We start from the raw sequence: 16,977 nt of genomic DNA, 5'->3' as shown, positions 1-16,977 counted from the left end.
TTAAGTTCCCATTTTAAGGGTTCAGTGCCTAACTTTGCCTGTTTTTTTATTGTTTTAAAATATAATAGTTGCTAAACTATAAGAATTACCATTTTAGAAATCAGGAGAGATAACGATGTCAATGGAAGTAAAAGAAAATAAAATTATTTTTAAAAGAACATTTAAAGCTCCTATCAATGATGTATTTGATGCCTATACAAATCCATCGTTATTTGAGCGATGGTTTCATCCTCAAGGCGCTAAGACAAAAGTATATCGTTTTAATACTGAAGAAGGCGGGGAATCCTTCTTTGCTATAGAAACCTCAGAACAGACAAGCTATACATTAACTGAATATCGAAAAGTGGATCGTCCGAAGTATCTTGAATACTTTGATTACTTTGCTACACCTGAGGGAGAAAAAGATACACGTTTACCTGGTATGCATATTTCAATCAATTTTAATTCAGATAATAAACAAATGACTACTATTACGTCTACGTCAGTGTTTCCAACTAAAGAAGCAGCTCAACAAGCGGTAGATATGGGGATAGAAGCAGGTATGAATTCAACATTAGATCAACTAGAAGTCTTACTTAATGAATAAATCGTCATGAGAATGTCAAATTTAAATTGAACTTTTAAGTTATAATAATGTTGAAAAGAGGATGATATAGTATGAAAGAAAGATATTTAAAAGTGCTGGGCTTATTTTCAATCAGTACTTTAATTCCAACATTATTAATTAATTCAAAGTGTCTAAATAATGGCGTCATAAAGTATATTTTAAGAACGGCATTAGGCTATGGTATTTTTGCTTCAGGATTACGTTATTTTTCAAAATTAAAAAAAGCACATTAATATCATGACAAGAGCAAGATATGGAAAAAAACCTCCGTATTTTGCTCTTTTTTAATCTCCTCTATTCAAATTGCATTTCACTATATATAATATAAAATTATAAATGAATTAAGGAGAGGGAATATGACAAGCAACCATACAACGATTAAAGATACATATACTACAAAAGATATTATTAAAGCGGCTGTAGGACAGGTACAAATGAAAGAAGTTATGGCAACTCAGACACCTGGACGATATTTACTAAAGTCAATGATGTCAGGATTTTTACTAGCTATTGTTACAGTATTTATGTTAGCAATCAAAACACAGTTTGCAGGAACAAATGATGGCCTTGTTAATTTATTAGGAGCGATTTCATTTAGTTTAGCTTTAGTTCTCATTGTTCTAACTAATTCAGAATTACTGACTAGTAATTTTATGTATTTAACTATCGGATGGTATTACAAAGTCATTACAGTTAAAAAAGTGTTATACATATTCTTATTTTGTTTCATTGGAAATATGATAGGTGGGTTTATTTTATTCTTATTAATGAAGGGGACACATGTGATGACACCTGAAATGGTTGCAAGTCTAAGTAAAACAGTACATTTAAAAACGGTAGAATCAACTTGGTTAAATATTCTTATCAAAGGGATATTTTGTAACTTCTTTATTAATATTGGTATTTATGTTTCAATGCTCTTTAAAGAAGGTTTAGCACGCGCATTTTTCATTGCTGTTGGTGTAATAGTATTTGTATTTATGGGATATGAACACGTTGTATTTAATGCTGGATTATATGCAGGAATGATTTTTTATAATAGTGATGCATTATCGTGGATAGATGTGCTAAAAAATATCGTATTTGCTTTTGTAGGTAACTATATTGGTGGAGGTATTTTTGTGGGACTTGTTTATTCATATTTAAACGGAACAAGAAACAGTATATAAGAATTGTAAGACGATTAAAAAGCTGAATACTGAAAGGTATTTCAGTTTTTTTAATGCTAAACATATTGACTTAATATTCAGGAAATCTTATTATTTTAATCAACATTAAAGTAATAAGGGGGAAACTATTTGGTTGCAAATATTCTAGTAGCTCACGGCATGAGACAAGGAGATCAAAATAAAGCGCTAGGTGAATTTATAGATAGCTTACTAAAAAATGAAACTTACACTTATGATCTTGCTTTTATTGAAAGTGAAGAAAAAAGCGTTGAAAATACGATTATTAATTTAATAGAAACAGGGGAAACACAATTTAAAGTTGTACCTTTACTTATATTTTCAGCCATGCATTACATCGTAGACATTCCAGAGATGTTAAGAAATATTAAACAAGCATATCCAAATATAACATATGAAATTAGTGCGCCTCTTGGTACGCATCCATATATGGTGGATTTAGTAGAGCAACGTATTAATGATGTGGATATAAAAGAAAAGTCAGATGTGGCAGTTGTGTTGATTGCACATGGTAGCTTTTCTTATACTAAAGCACATGATGAACTAAAAGAATTTAGTACTAAGTTAAAGCAAGATAAACCGATATATTGCCGTACGTTATATGGAGATATTACGTTTAAAAATGATTTAGATCAACTTTCAAGACAATATCGTCATCTTATTGTGGTCCCGATGTTTTTATATGATGGACGTTTAGTTAATAAAGTCAAAGGTCTTATATCAGAGATGGATATTGCTAATGATTTGCACATTACCCCGTCTATTAATTTTGACCCTATTTTACAATCGATTATTCGAGAGCGATTAAAAGACTTAACGGTATAGTAAATACATACATCTTTCATTATATGAGTGCTAAATTCTCACTTATGTAATGGAAGGTGTTTTTTTATTAGGGAAATCCCCGATTTTACATTTAAATGTGAAAATAATCACAATTTTAAAAGAATATGTTATAAAATAGCTTTGTAAAGAATAGTGAGTTCAAAACTATTTGAAGTTATTAATAATTAAATGTAATAAAAGGGGCATTGATATGGCTAAACAAAAACTTGTAATGATTGGTAATGGTATGGCTGGTTTAAGAACAATTGAAGAAATTTTAGAACGTTCAGATTCTCAATTTGACATTACAATTATTGGTAAAGAACCTTATCCTAATTATAATCGAATTATGTTATCGAACATTTTACAAAAGAAAATGACAGTCGAAGAAACGATTATGAACCCTTATGACTGGTATAAAGAACATCATATTGAATTAATTGTAGATGATCCAGTTGAAAAAGTAGATAGACAATCCCAAACTGTCACTACTTCTAAAGGTATCACTGTAGCTTATGATATCTGTATCTTTGCGACGGGTTCAAAAGCATTTGTTTTACCTATACCTGGATCGGAATTACCAAGTGTCATCGGTTGGCGTACGATTGAAGATACTGAGCGCATGATTGAAATTGCTAAAACAAAAAAACGTGCCATTGTTATTGGTGGAGGTCTTCTTGGATTAGAATGTGCAAGAGGATTAATGGATCAAGGTATGGATGTAACAGTTCTTCATTTAGCAGAATGGCTGATGGAAATGCAATTAGACCGTAAAGCTGGAGATATGTTAAAAGATGATTTAGAACGTCAAGGCATGCATATTGAACTACAAGCAAATTCTAAAGAAATTATAGGAGCTGATGATGTAGAAGCTATTAAGCTAGCTGATGGTAGAGTAATAGAAACGGATTTAGTCGTTATGGCTGTTGGTATACGTCCATTTACCGAAGTAGCTCGTGAAGCGGGATTAGAAGTGAATCGAGGCATCGTCGTTAATGATTACTTGCAAACATCTGATGAACATATCTATGCCGTGGGTGAATGTGCGGAACACAATGGCAAAGTATATGGTTTAGTTGCACCTCTTTATGAACAAGGTAAAGTGCTTGCTGATTATTTAACAGGTAAAGAGACTGAAGGATATAAAGGTTCTACAACATTTACGTCTTTAAAAGTATCAGGTTGTGATTTATATAGTGCAGGACAAATCGTTGAAGATGAAACTGTACACGGTATCGAAATCTTTAACAGTGTAGATAATATTTACAAAAAAGTCTATCTAAGTGATGGTCGAGTGGTAGGTGCCGTTTTATATGGCGATACAGATGATGGTTCAAGATTTTATAGTATGATGAAAAAACATGAATCATTAGAGGATTATACACTGGTGTCACTTCTTCATAAAGGTGGAGAAGAGAGTGGAACTTCAATAGCAGATATGCCTGATGATGAAACAATTTGTGGTTGTAATGGTGTAGATAAAGGTACAATTGTCAACGCAATTACAACCAAAGGGTTGACTACTGTAGACGAGGTTACAAAAACAACCAAAGCAGGAAATTCTTGTGGTAAATGTAAAGGACAAATTGGAGAAATACTAAAATGTACATTAGGTGATGAATTTGTAGCTTCTAAACCAACTGGTATTTGTGCATGTACTGATTTGACACGTGATGAAATTGTTACCCAAATTAGAGCTAAAGGTTTAAAAACATCAAAAGAAGTTCGTCATGTACTTGATTTTAAAGATAAAAATGGTTGTCCAAAATGTCGCCCAGCTATCAACTATTATCTAAATATGGTATATCCTCATGAACACCAAGATGAAAAAGCATCAAGATTTGCGAACGAACGTTATCATGCAAATATTCAAAATGATGGAACTTTCTCAGTCATTCCACAAATGCGTGGTGGTGTCACTGATGCTGACCAATTAATTCGTTTAGGTGAAGTAGCAAAAAAATATAATGTGCCTCTTGTTAAAGTAACGGGGTCTCAGCGTGTAGGGTTATATGGTCTTAAAAAAGATGAGTTGCCAAAGGTTTGGAAAGATTTAGGTATGCGCTCTGCCTCTGCATATGGTAAGAAAACGCGTTCTGTGAAAAGTTGTGTGGGTAAGGAATTCTGTCGATTTGGGACACAATATACTACACGTTTAGGTATTCGATTAGAAAAAACATTTGAGTACATAGACACACCTCATAAATTTAAAATGGGTGTTTCTGGTTGTCCAAGAAGCTGTGTAGAATCAGGTGTTAAAGATTTTGGTGTCATTTCAGTAGAAAATGGTTATCAAATTTATATTGGCGGTAACGGTGGCACAGAGGTAACAGTAGGTCAATTACTCACTACTGTTGAAACAGAAGATCAAGTGGTACAACTGTGTGGTGCGCTTATGCAATATTACAGAGAAACTGGAATATATGCTGAACGAACAGCACCATGGCTTAAACGACTAGGATTTGATCATGTTAAAGAAGTGCTTTTAGATGAACAACGACAAAAAGAACTTTTTGATAGAATTATGGATGCAAAACAAGCACTTGAAGAAGAACCTTGGGAATCTATTGTTGAAAATAAAGAAGCACAAAAAATATTTGAAGTCGAGAAAGTGTGAGGATGAGTGTAATGGAAAAAGTTAAAGTAACAACTATGGATGAATTAACACCATTAATTGGTAAAAAAGTTATCGTTAAAAATAAACAAATCGGTATATTTTTAACAGAAAATGGACAAGTGCATGCTATTAATAACGTGTGTCCACATAAAGAAGGCCCGTTATCTGAAGGTACTGTAAGTGGAGAATACGTTTATTGTCCACTTCACGATCAAAAAATTGATTTGAATACGGGTAAAGTGCAAGAACCAGATACAGGTTGTGTTGAAACATATCAAGTTGAAATTCAAGATGGAGACGTATTTATATGTCTCTAGTCACTAATAGTGAATTTGGAAAAGTATATTTAATTGGAGCTGGTCCTGGCAATCCTAATTTGTTAACTAAACAGGCAGAACGATTAATTCGACAAGCAGATGTTATTTTATATGATCGTCTTGTCAATCCATTGATATTACAATATACAAAGCCAACTACTGAAATCATAGATGTTGGAAAAAAACCTTATACTAAACATATTCAACAAGAAGATATTAATTTAAAAATAGTAGCAGCAGCGAAAAAGTATAAAATTGTTGTCCGTTTAAAAGGTGGAGACCCAGCAGTGTTTGGCCGAGTAACTGAAGAAATAGACATTTTAAAAGAACATCAGATTGCCTATGATATTGTGCCTGGGGTAACTTCTGCAAGTGCAGCGGTAGCTTCATTAGACTTAGGTTTAACGATGCGTTCAGTAGCACCAAGTGTTACATTTTCTACAGGTCATTTTAAAGATGATATTGATCAAGACATGGATATACGTAATTTAGCCAATGGTGGGACTTTAGCAATTTATATGGGAATTAAACGATTAAATTATATTATTAATCAAATTAGAAGATATACTAAAGAAGATTATGATATTGCTATCATTTTTAATGCTACATGTTATAACGAAACAATAGTGGTTGGTAAACTAAGCACTATTGAATATCAATTATCTAAGCTTAATATTAAACATGATCCAGGCATTTGTATATTAGGTCATATCATTAACTATATGGATGACGAAAGGATTATACACTCAAAACAAACAATAGATGAAACATTGTACGTTATTAGAGGAAATAAAGACTTGGCACTTTCAAAAGCAGAAGACTTATCTCAACAGTATTTAAAATGCTTAGTTCAATACGATGAAACATATCATTCTTCTCAAAAGCATTTATATGAATCGATCTTAACACAGCACCAAAACATTAAATATATTGAAGTGTAGTTTTTTACGTTTCGAATGTCATAAGTGAGATAACACGATGTTTAAAACATGTGTTACCTCACTTTTTTTAGGGATTCTTTTATATGAAATAGGCAATTCCCTAATATAAAGATCATGTGAAAAAATGTACAATTTAAATGAAATTTCTTTAAATAACATTGAACATAAGTAACGCATTACCTTTGCAGGTAGGAGGATTTATATAAATGGGAAAATTCGGATTAAACTTCTTCAAACCAACTGAAACGTTTAATGGAAATTGGTCAGTCTTAGAAAGTAAAAGTAGAGAATGGGAAAAAATGTATCGTGAAAGATGGAGTCACGATAAAGTAGTAAGAACCACACATGGCGTAAACTGTACTGGATCGTGTTCGTGGAAAGTTTTCGTTAAAAATGGTGTGATTACGTGGGAAAATCAACAAATTGACTATCCAAGTTGTGGTCCAGATATGCCTGAATTTGAACCTCGTGGATGTCCACGTGGCGCGTCATTTTCATGGTATGAATACAGCCCACTTCGTGTGAAATATCCTTACATTAGAGGTAAATTATTAGATTTATGGACACAAGCACTTGAAGACAATAATGGAAATCGTATCGCTGCATGGGCCTCTATCGTTGAAGATGAAAAGAAAGCTAAATTATATAAAGAAGCACGTGGCAAAGGTGGACATGTACGTGCAAATTGGAAAGATGTAACAGATATTATCGCAGCACAAATTCTTTATACCATTAAAAAAGATGGTCCGGATAGAATCGCTGGTTTTACACCTATTCCAGCAATGTCGATGATTAGTTATGCATCTGGTGCACGTTTTATTAATTTGTTAGGCGGAGAAATGTTAAGTTTTTATGATTGGTATGCTGATTTACCACCTGCCTCTCCTCAAATTTGGGGTGAACAAACTGATGTACCTGAATCAAGTGATTGGTACAATGCTTCTTACATTATTATGTGGGGATCTAATGTTCCACTTACTCGTACGCCTGATGCCCATTTTATGACTGAAGTACGTTATAAAGGTGCAAAAGTGGTGTCTGTAGCACCAGATTATGCAGAAAATGTTAAATTTGCTGATAATTGGTTAGCACCTCATCCAGGAACAGATGCTGCAGTTGCCCAAGCCATGACGCATGTCATCTTACAAGAATTCTATGAAGATGAACCAAGTGATATGTTTGTTAATTATGCCAAGCAATATACAGATATGCCATTTGTATTGATGTTAGATGAAGATGAAAATGGTTATAAGGCAGGACGATTTTTACGTGCAAGCGATTTAGGCATAAAAAGTGAAAATGGTGAGTGGAAACCAGTGATTTACGATGCGATGAGCCATCGACTTGTCGTTCCAAACGGTACAATGGGTCAACGTTGGGAAGAAGGCAAACAATGGAATCTAAAACTCGAAACAGAAGATGGAAGTAAAATTGATCCAGCTTTATCTGTTGCTGAAGAAGAATATGAGTTACAAATCATTCAATTTCCTTACTTTGATAGTCAAGGTGATGGTATTTTTGAACGACCTATTCCAACTAAAAAAGTTAAATTGGCAGATGGGAAAGAAGTACGTATTGCTACAGTATATGATTTAATGGCTAGTCAATATGGTATTAAACGATTTGGTCATGAGTTAGAAGCTAAATCTTATGAAGATAGTGAATCTAAATATACACCTGCATGGCAAGAAAACGTTACAGGTATTAAACAAGAATTAGTGACACAAGTCGCAAGAGAATTTGCACAAAATGCTATTGATACTAAAGGGCGTTCGATGATTATTATGGGTGCAGGGATTAACCACTGGTTCAATTCTGACACCATTTACCGTGCTGTACTGAATTTAGTTCTATTATGTGGATGCCAAGGTGTTAATGGTGGAGGTTGGGCTCACTATGTTGGGCAAGAAAAATGTCGTCCAATCGAAGGATGGAATACTGTAGCTTTCGCTAAAGATTGGCAAGGTCCACCGCGTTTACAAAATGGTACAAGTTGGTTCTATTTTGCAACTGATCAATGGAAATATGAAGAATCTAATGTAGATAAATTGAAATCACCACTTGCTAACAACATTAAACATCAGCATCCAGCAGATTATAATGTGACAGCAGCACGTTTAGGTTGGTTGCCTTCATATCCACAATTTAATAAAAACAGTTTGTTATTTGGTGAAGAAGCAAGAGATGCGGGCGATGATTCAAATGAAGCTATTTTAAAACGTGCGATTGAATCAGTGAAAAATAAAGAAACAGAATTTGCTATAGAAGACCCAGACTTAAGAAAAAATCATCCTAAAACATTATTTGTTTGGAGATCTAACTTAATTTCAAGTTCAGCTAAAGGTCAAGAGTACTTTATGAAACATTTACTTGGTACACGTTCAGGATTAATGGCTGAACCAAATGAAGATGATAAACCAGAGGAAATTAAATGGAGAGAAGATACAGTAGGTAAATTAGATTTACTTGTATCATTAGATTTTAGAATGACTGCAACGCCTTTGTATTCTGATATTGTACTGCCAGCAGCAACTTGGTATGAAAAGCATGACTTATCTTCAACCGATATGCATCCATTTATTCATCCATTTAATCCAGCAATTGATCCATTATGGGAATCACGTTCTGACTGGGACATTTACAAAACATTGAGTAAAGCAATTTCAGAAATGGCTAAAGATTATTTACCAGGCACATTTAAAGATGTGGTAACTACACCACTTGCTCATGATTCTAAACAAGAACTAGGTTCTGAATACGGTATCATTAAAGATTGGTCTAAAGGTGAAGTAGAAGGTATTCCAGGTAAAACTATGCCTAACTTCTCTATTGTAGAACGTGACTATACTAAAATTTATGATAAATACGTTACATTAGGACCTTTACTTGAGAAAGGTAAAGTAGGGGCACATGGCGTAAGTTTTAGTGTTAAAGAAGAATACGAAGAACTAAAAAGTATGATTGGTACATGGAATGATGACGATGAACATTCTGTTAGAAATGATAGACCACGTATTGATACTGCACGTAAAGTAGCTGATGCAATTTTAAATATCTCTTCGGCAACGAATGGTAAATTATCTCAAAAATCATATGAAGATTTAGAAAATCAAACTGGAATGGAATTGAAGGATATTTCAAAAGAACGTGCATCTGAAAAAATTTCGTTCTTAAATATTACAGCTCAACCAAGAGAAGTTATCCCAACAGCAGTATTCCCAGGCTCTAATAAAAATAATCGTCGTTATTCTCCATTTACAACAAATATTGAGAGACTCGTACCTTTTAGAACGCTAACTGGAAGACAAAGTTACTATATCGATCACGAAGTATTCCAGCAATTTGGTGAAAGCTTACCAGTATATAAACCAACACTTCCACCAATGGTATTTGGCGCAAGAGATAAAAAGGTAAAAGGTGGACAAGATGCACTTGTTCTACGTTATTTAACACCTCATGGAAAATGGAATATTCATTCAACATATCAAGATAATGAACGTATGTTGACTTTATTCAGAGGAGGTCCAGTTGTTTGGCTATCTAATGAAGATGCTGAGCAACATGGTATCAATGATAATGATTGGCTTGAAGTTTATAACAGAAATGGTGTTGTGACTGCAAGAGCGGTAACGTCACACCGCATGCCTAAAGGTACGATGTTTATGTATCACGCACAAGATAAGCACATTGAAACACCAGGTTCTGAGATTACTGATACTCGTGGGGGATCACATAATGCACCTACAAGAATTCACTTAAAACCTACGCAATTAGTTGGAGGATATGCGCAAATTAGTTATCACTTCAATTACTATGGACCAATTGGAAATCAACGTGATGTGTACGTCGCAGTTAGAAAAATGAAGGAGGTAAATTGGCTTGAAGATTAAAGCGCAAGTTGCAATGGTATTGAATTTAGATAAATGTATTGGCTGTCATACATGTAGTGTGACATGTAAAAATACTTGGACAAATAGACCGGGTGCAGAATATATGTGGTTTAATAATGTAGAAACCAAACCAGGTGTAGGTTATCCAAAACGTTGGGAAGATCAAGAGCACTATAAAGGTGGTTGGGTATTAAATAAAAAAGGTAAACTTGAGCTTAAATCAGGTAGTAAGTGGTCTAAAATTGCCTTAGGTAAAATCTTCTATAATCCAGATATGCCGTTAATCAAAGATTATTATGAACCATGGACTTATAATTATGAACATTTAACAACAGCCAAAGAAGGTAAATATTCACCAGTTGCAAAAGCACACTCATTGATTTCAGGAGATAGACTAAATCTTGAATGGGGACCAAACTGGGAAGATGATTTAGCTGGTGGACATGTAACAGGACCAGAAGATCCAAATATTCAAAGAATTGAAGAAGATATCAAATTCCAATTTGATGAAACATTTATGATGTATTTACCTCGTCTATGTGAGCATTGCTTAAATCCTAGTTGTGTCGCTTCATGTCCTTCAGGGGCTATGTATAAAAGAGATGAAGATGGTATTGTTTTAGTCGATCAGGATGCATGTCGTGGGTGGCGCTACTGTATGACAGGTTGTCCTTACAAAAAAGTATATTTCAACTGGAAAACAAATAAAGCTGAAAAATGTACATTCTGCTTCCCAAGAATTGAAGCAGGAATGCCAACTGTATGTTCAGAAACGTGTACAGGAAGAATGAGATATTTAGGCGTTTTATTATATGACGCTGATCGTGTACATGAAGCGGCTTCAGCTGAAAATGAACAAGACTTATATGAAAAACAACTTGATATCTTCTTAAATCCATTTGATGAAGAAGTGATTGAACAAGCAGAAAAAGATGGTATTAGTTATGAATGGATTCAAGCTGCTCAAAATTCACCTGTTTATAAATTAGCGATTGAATATAAATTGGCATTTCCATTACATCCTGAATTTAGAACAATGCCAATGGTATGGTACTGCCCGCCTTTAAGTCCAATTATGAGTTATTTTGAAGGTAAAAATTCAGGTCAAAATCCTGATATGATTTTCCCAGCCATCGAAGAGATGCGTTTACCTATTGAATATTTAGCAAATTTATTTACAGCAGGTAAAGTAGAGCCAGTGAAAGAAGCGTTACAAAAAATGGCAATGATGAGAAGTTATATGCGCGCTCAAGTCACAAACAAATCATTTGATACTTCTAGGTTAGAACGTTTAGGTTTATCAGAAATTCAAACAAAAGAAATGTATCGTCTATTAGGTTTAGCTAAATATGAAGACCGATTTGTTGTACCATCTTCACATAAAGAAACCTATTTAGATACATATCACGCTCAAGGTAGTCAAGGATATGGCGGTGAATATTTCGGAGACAATTGTGAAGGTTGCGGTGTTCCAGTAGGTTCAACGTCAGGAAAATCTGGTCAAGAGATTTATAATGAGAATTTCTATGGAGGTATTTTCCGTGATTAATCTAACACAATTTAAATACTATCAAGAAAGTTTTGGATATCTTGCACAACAACTTAATTTTCCGGAAAAATTAACCTTCCATCCTAATACATTTGAAGAAACGATTCATCCTTCACATCCAGGATATGCAGATTTAATGAAATATCGTGAAATTATGTATCAATTTACTTTATCTGAAATTAAAGCAATTTATACGGATACATTTGATTTCAATAAAACATCACCACTTTATATGACTTACAATAAATTTGATACTCAAAAAGAAAGAGGTCAAATGCTCGCAAAACTAAAAGTACTTTATGAAATGTTTGGATTAAAAATGGTAGATAATGAATTATCGGATTATCTACCATTGATGTTGCAGTTTTTACACGTAGCAAGTTGGCATAATGATCCTCGTGCAGAAGGCAATATTGAGTTAGTGATTATGATTATTGAAGATGGTACCTATGAAATGGCAAATCAATTAGCTAAGGAGAATAATCCTTACGCTTATGTGATTCGTGCATTACGAGAAACATTAAAAGCTTGTTTAGACATTCCAAAAGAGGTGACACATCATGCTTAATCAATTTCTTTGGATTATTTACCCATATTTATGTGTGGCAATTTTTATCGTTGGTCATATTGCTCGATATAAATATGATCAATTTTCATGGACTGCAAAATCAAGTGAGTTTTTAGAAAAGAAACAACTTAAATGGGGCAGCCTGTTATTTCATTTAGGAATTATTCCAGTATTTTTTGGTCATGTGGTGGGGTTAGCTATTCCAGCAGAATGGATAGATGGACTTGGTATAAGCGAAAGTACATATCACTTTGGAGCTGTTTATATCGGTAGTATTTTTGGTATAATGACTCTAATTGGAATGTTACTTTTAACAGCAAGACGTTTAACTATTAATAATGTGAGAAAGTTAAGTTCAGCTTCTGATATTTTCGTAAATTTCTTATTAATATTGATTATATTTATGGGATGTTTCTCAACATTAGTTACTAATGCAATGATAACTGATTTTGATTACCGTCAAACAATTTCGATATGGTTTAGACACTTATTTATCTTCTCACCTAATGCATCATTAATGACAAGTGTTCCATTATCATTTAAAATTCATGTCTTATTAGGATTTACAATATTAGCTTGTTGGCCATTCACACGTCTTGTACATGTATGGAGTATTCCGTTAGCATATACAAAAAGACGTTATATTGTATATAGAAAACATAAAGCACCTCGTGCACATTAAATATAAAAGGAGTACGATATATGATTCCGGAACCTTTGTTTGAACCGGTACATTTTCAACAAGAGCTTGACATACTTAGAAAAAAAGAAAACTGTGATTTTGCTGGTGTTGCACTATATGAAAACCACGAACCTTCTGGACCTATAAAATGGCAATATGTTTCAGGTAATCTAAACAATCGTTATAAATTGATTGTTTTGAGAAAAGGTAGAGGCTTAGCTGGGACAGTCATGAAAACAGGAAAGCGAATGGTTATAGAAAATGTTTCCAAAACAATAACGCCAGAAGAAAAAATTAAGTATCCCATTTTGATGAGTGAGAATTTAAACGCGCTCGTCGCTATACCTTTATGGCATGAACAGCATGTTGCAGGCGTGTTATTATTAGGACAAAGAGGTAGTAAAACATTGCCTAAAGTGATTAGTCAATTAAATATTAAAGGCCGTTTGTGGGAATTTAATGAAGAAATCTAGGTGATATATGTGTTAGAGTTGTATAATCAGAAAATGGAAGACTTACTAAAAAAATATTATGAAACTACAAATGAAAAAATTGTTTTTGTAAACAAAGAAGGAAAAGTCATTGCTATGAATGACGCCGCTGAAGAAATTATTTCAAAAGATAATAATTATAGTGCGATGACAAATGCAATTTGTGACCGTTGTGAAGGGTATTCAAATGAATTTGAACTTCAAAGTTGCAAAAATTGTTATTTAGACACATCTAAACCAAACGATATCAATTTTCAAGTGTTTATGAAAACAGTAGATCATAAAGTTCGACCATTTACAGCTTCTTATCAAGCGATTGATGAAGATAATGAGATATATGCATTTACACTTCAAGATATTTCGCCGCAAATTGAAAGACAAGAAAAAATGTATCAACGTCAGATGATGAGAAAAACAATTTCCGCGCAAGAAAATGAAAGAAAACGTATTTCTAGAGAATTACACGATAGCGTTGTACAAGAAATGCTAAATATTGATGTTGAACTCAGATTGCTGAAATATCAAAAAGACTCCTCAAAGCTTGTCCAACAATCACAACGTATTGAGGGATTAATGTCTAAATTGATTGATGATATCAGACATCTATCAGTTGAATTAAGACCCTCATCTCTAGATGATTTAGGCTTGGAAGCGGCTTTTAAATCATATTTTAAACAATTTGAAAATAATTATGGTATGCAAATTGTATATCAATCTAACATTCAAGATAAAAGATATGATAGTGAAGTAGAAACGGTGGTTTACCGTGTGGTACAGGAAGCGGTATTTAATGCATTAAAATATGCAGGCGTAAGTTCGGTAGATGTCTTTGTTCAGGAGGTTGGACGTTTATTAATGGCTGAAGTGATTGATCATGGTCAAGGTTTTGATCCGAATTCTCAACCACAAGGTACAGGACTAGGGTTGTATGGTATGAATGAAAGAGCAGAGCTTGTAAACGGAAAAGTAAATGTAAAAACACATTTAGGAAAAGGAACTATTATCACTTTAGAAGTGCCACTCTAGAGAGCGTAAAGGGACTGACTTATAATTGAAAATAGTAATTGCAGATGATCATGCAGTAGTAAGAACAGGTTTTTCTATGATATTAAACTTTCAAGAAGATATGGAAGTGGTAGCTACGGCAGCTGATGGAGTAGAGCGTATCAGAAAGTGATGGAATACAAGCCGGATGTATTAATTATGGATTTAAGTATGCCACCTGGTGAGTCTGGCTTAATTGCTACTAGCAAAATTTCTGAAAGTTTTCCTGAAACAAAAATATTAATTTTGACAATGTATGATGATGAAGAATATTTGTTTCATGTTTTAAGAAATGGTGCTAAAGGATATATTTTAAAAAATTCACCAGATGAACAACTAGTTTTAGCAGTACGAACAGTGTATAAAGGTGAAACGTACATTGATATGAAACTAACGACATCATTAGTAAATGAATTTGTAAATGTTTCTAATCAAGATGAAAAAGCAACTAATGACCCTTTCAAAATACTTTCTAAAAGAGAATTAGAAATATTACCATTAATTGCAAAGGGATATGGAAATAAAGAAATTGCTGAAAAATTGTTTGTATCCGTTAAAACAGTTGAGGCACATAAAACGCATATTATGACTAAATTAAATTTAAAATCTAAACCAGAGCTTGTAGAATATGCGCTTAAGAAAAAACTTTTAGATTTTTAAATATATTGAAAGACTTAAATAATGACACTCATATTATATTTCACCAGCACATGATATTCATGTGTTGGTTTTTCTTTGTCTCATTATTTAAATATAGGGGGATTATTAGAGAGTATAAGGGAAACTCCTTATGTTCATATTTTCACAAAGTGATTAAAATTTAAATGTAATCAATAATTAATCACACAAACAAATTAGCTATATTGATATGTGATTTAATTAGAGATAATAGAAAATAAAAAATTGATGAAGGTGAAAAAATGAATAAAACTAAGGGTGGTTTTCAACTTACGTTACAAACTTTAAGTCTTGTAGTTGGATTCATGGCTTGGAGCATTATTTCTCCATTGATGCCATACATTTCACAAGATATTAAAATTAATCCAGGACAGTTATCAATTATTTTAGCGATACCAGTTATCCTAGGATCGATTCTTCGTGTACCATTTGGTTATTTAACAAATATTATTGGCGCTAAATGGGTATTCTTTTGTAGTTTTATTATATTATTATTTCCTATTTTCTTCTTAGGACAAGCCCAATCGCCTGGTATGTTAATGGCGTCTGGATTTTTTTTAGGAGTAGGAGGAGCCATTTTCTCTGTAGGTGTTACTTCAGTTCCTAAATATTTTTCAAAAGACAAAGTAGGATTAGCAAATGGTATTTATGGAATGGGAAATATTGGTACAGCAATTTCATCATTCTTAGCACCTCCTATTGCTGGTATTGTAGGATGGCAAACAACAGTAAGAAGTTATCTTATTATTATCGCTATTTTTGCAATATTAATGTTTTTCCTTGGAGATGCTAAAGAACCTAAAGTTAAAGTACCTTTAGGCGCTCAAGTTAAAGATTTATCTTCAAACTACAAACTATATTATTTGAGTTTATGGTACTTTATTACATTTGGTGCTTTTGTAGCATTTGGTTTATTCTTACCTAACTATTTAGTTAATAATTTCGGAATAGATAAAGTAGATGCAGGTATTCGCTCAGGAGTATTTATCGCATTAGCAACATTCTTAAGACCTGTGGGTGGGATTTTAGGAGATAAATTCAACGCGGTTAAAGCCTTGATGATAGATTTTGTTGCGATGATTATCGGTGCAGTTATTTTAGGTGTTTCAAGTCATATTGCTTTATTTACTATAGGTTGTTTAACAATTAGTATTTGTGCTGGATTAGGAAATGGACTCATCTTTAAACTTGTGCCATCTTACTTTGCTAAAGAATCTGGTACTGCCAACGGAATTGTTTCTATGATGGGAGGGTTAGGTGGTTTCTTCCCACCGCTTGTTATCACGTATGTTACTTCATTGACAGGTTCAAGCCACTTAGCTTTTATTTTACTAGCTGTATTTGGAATACTTGCTTTTATTACAATGGGTCATCTTTACAAAAAAGAATATGCAAAATAAATAAACAACGTAGTGTATTAGCACTACGTTTGTTTATTTAATTATGCTAAGCATCTATTTTTTCAATAATCTAATATAAAATGAAATATGAAGTCCTTTAGTGAGAGATTGAGAGAATAGCACAAGCTGAAACTGCCCTCTATGAAAATAAGGCAATAATACGACGAATGATAAATAAGCC

14 protein-coding genes and 1 pseudogene are annotated in these 16,977 nt (G+C 33.2%); all 15 read left to right on the top strand.

The genetic code is table 11. The features are described from left to right. The first annotated feature begins 115 nt into the window (after nucleotides 1–115). The 15 genes and pseudogenes from HMPREF3046_RS04755 to HMPREF3046_RS04685 all read left to right on the top strand — a co-directional run bounded on the left by HMPREF3046_RS04755 (nucleotide 116) and on the right by HMPREF3046_RS04685 (nucleotide 16,796). Entirely contained in the window at nucleotides 116–586 is a 471-nt protein-coding gene (locus HMPREF3046_RS04755; RefSeq protein ID WP_070716947.1) for an SRPBCC family protein, read from the top strand. 71 nt (nucleotides 587–657) lie between these two features. Beyond that, nucleotides 658–840, top strand: a complete 183-nt coding sequence (locus HMPREF3046_RS04750; protein WP_002448340.1) for a hypothetical protein — start codon at nucleotides 658–660, stop codon at nucleotides 838–840. Between the two features lie 123 nt (nucleotides 841–963). Continuing rightward, a complete protein-coding gene (locus tag HMPREF3046_RS04745) occupies nucleotides 964–1,776 on the top strand; it encodes a formate/nitrite transporter family protein (protein WP_070716944.1) in 813 nt (270 codons plus the stop codon). Between the two features lie 129 nt (nucleotides 1,777–1,905). Next, nucleotides 1,906–2,619 (top strand): sirohydrochlorin chelatase, encoded by a 714-nt coding sequence (locus HMPREF3046_RS04740; RefSeq protein ID WP_070716940.1) that lies wholly within the window; start codon nucleotides 1,906–1,908, stop codon nucleotides 2,617–2,619. A 211-nt stretch (nucleotides 2,620–2,830) separates the two neighbouring features. Continuing rightward, nucleotides 2,831–5,236 (top strand): nitrite reductase large subunit NirB, encoded by a 2,406-nt coding sequence (nirB, locus tag HMPREF3046_RS04735; protein WP_070716936.1) that lies wholly within the window; start codon nucleotides 2,831–2,833, stop codon nucleotides 5,234–5,236. Between the two features lie 2 nt (nucleotides 5,237–5,238). Next, on the top strand, nucleotides 5,239–5,553 hold the full coding sequence (nirD, locus tag HMPREF3046_RS04730; protein ID WP_070716933.1) for a nitrite reductase small subunit NirD: 315 nt from the start codon (nucleotides 5,239–5,241) through the stop codon (nucleotides 5,551–5,553). Beyond that, nucleotides 5,544–6,494 carry a uroporphyrinogen-III C-methyltransferase gene (gene cobA, locus HMPREF3046_RS04725; protein ID WP_070716928.1) on the top strand — a complete coding sequence of 317 codons (951 nt, stop codon included), beginning with the start codon at nucleotides 5,544–5,546 and terminating at the stop codon, nucleotides 6,492–6,494. Before nirD ends, cobA begins: the two co-directional genes overlap by 10 nt. A gap of 206 nt (nucleotides 6,495–6,700) precedes the next feature. After that, complete coding sequence (locus HMPREF3046_RS04720) at nucleotides 6,701–10,384, top strand: nitrate reductase subunit alpha (RefSeq protein WP_070716927.1); 3,684 nt, start codon at nucleotides 6,701–6,703, stop codon at nucleotides 10,382–10,384. Beyond that, complete coding sequence (gene narH, locus HMPREF3046_RS04715; RefSeq protein ID WP_070716919.1) at nucleotides 10,374–11,933, top strand: nitrate reductase subunit beta; 1,560 nt, start codon at nucleotides 10,374–10,376, stop codon at nucleotides 11,931–11,933. Before HMPREF3046_RS04720 ends, narH begins: the two co-directional genes overlap by 11 nt. Continuing rightward, nucleotides 11,926–12,501 (top strand): nitrate reductase molybdenum cofactor assembly chaperone, encoded by a 576-nt coding sequence (gene narJ / locus HMPREF3046_RS04710; RefSeq protein ID WP_002448445.1) that lies wholly within the window; start codon nucleotides 11,926–11,928, stop codon nucleotides 12,499–12,501. Before narH ends, narJ begins: the two co-directional genes overlap by 8 nt. Next, nucleotides 12,494–13,183 carry a respiratory nitrate reductase subunit gamma gene (gene narI, locus HMPREF3046_RS04705; protein WP_070716916.1) on the top strand — a complete coding sequence of 230 codons (690 nt, stop codon included), beginning with the start codon at nucleotides 12,494–12,496 and terminating at the stop codon, nucleotides 13,181–13,183. The genes narJ and narI overlap by 8 nt, the downstream gene beginning before the upstream one ends. 20 nt (nucleotides 13,184–13,203) lie before the next feature. Then, nucleotides 13,204–13,656: a nitrate respiration regulation accessory nitrate sensor NreA gene (gene nreA / locus HMPREF3046_RS04700; RefSeq protein ID WP_070716913.1), complete on the top strand. Its 453-nt coding sequence runs from the start codon at nucleotides 13,204–13,206 to the stop codon at nucleotides 13,654–13,656. 33 nt (nucleotides 13,657–13,689) lie between these two features. Beyond that, nucleotides 13,690–14,700 carry a nitrate respiration regulation sensor histidine kinase NreB gene (gene nreB, locus HMPREF3046_RS04695; protein WP_371093789.1) on the top strand — a complete coding sequence of 337 codons (1,011 nt, stop codon included), beginning with the start codon at nucleotides 13,690–13,692 and terminating at the stop codon, nucleotides 14,698–14,700. A 25-nt stretch (nucleotides 14,701–14,725) separates the two neighbouring features. Continuing rightward, nucleotides 14,726–15,378, top strand: a pseudogene (gene nreC, locus HMPREF3046_RS04690) (nitrate respiration regulation response regulator NreC). A gap of 260 nt (nucleotides 15,379–15,638) precedes the next feature. After that, nucleotides 15,639–16,796, top strand: coding sequence for a nitrate/nitrite transporter (locus HMPREF3046_RS04685; RefSeq protein ID WP_049334667.1), 1,158 nt, complete (start codon nucleotides 15,639–15,641; stop codon nucleotides 16,794–16,796). The last annotated feature ends 181 nt before the right edge of the window (nucleotides 16,797–16,977 follow it).

This window comes from Staphylococcus sp. HMSC070D05 (assembly GCF_001815595.1).
Classification (GTDB): domain Bacteria; phylum Bacillota; class Bacilli; order Staphylococcales; family Staphylococcaceae; genus Staphylococcus; species Staphylococcus hominis.
The sequence above is the reverse complement of the archived record's forward strand: the minus strand, read 5'-3'. Positions and strand labels throughout refer to the sequence as shown.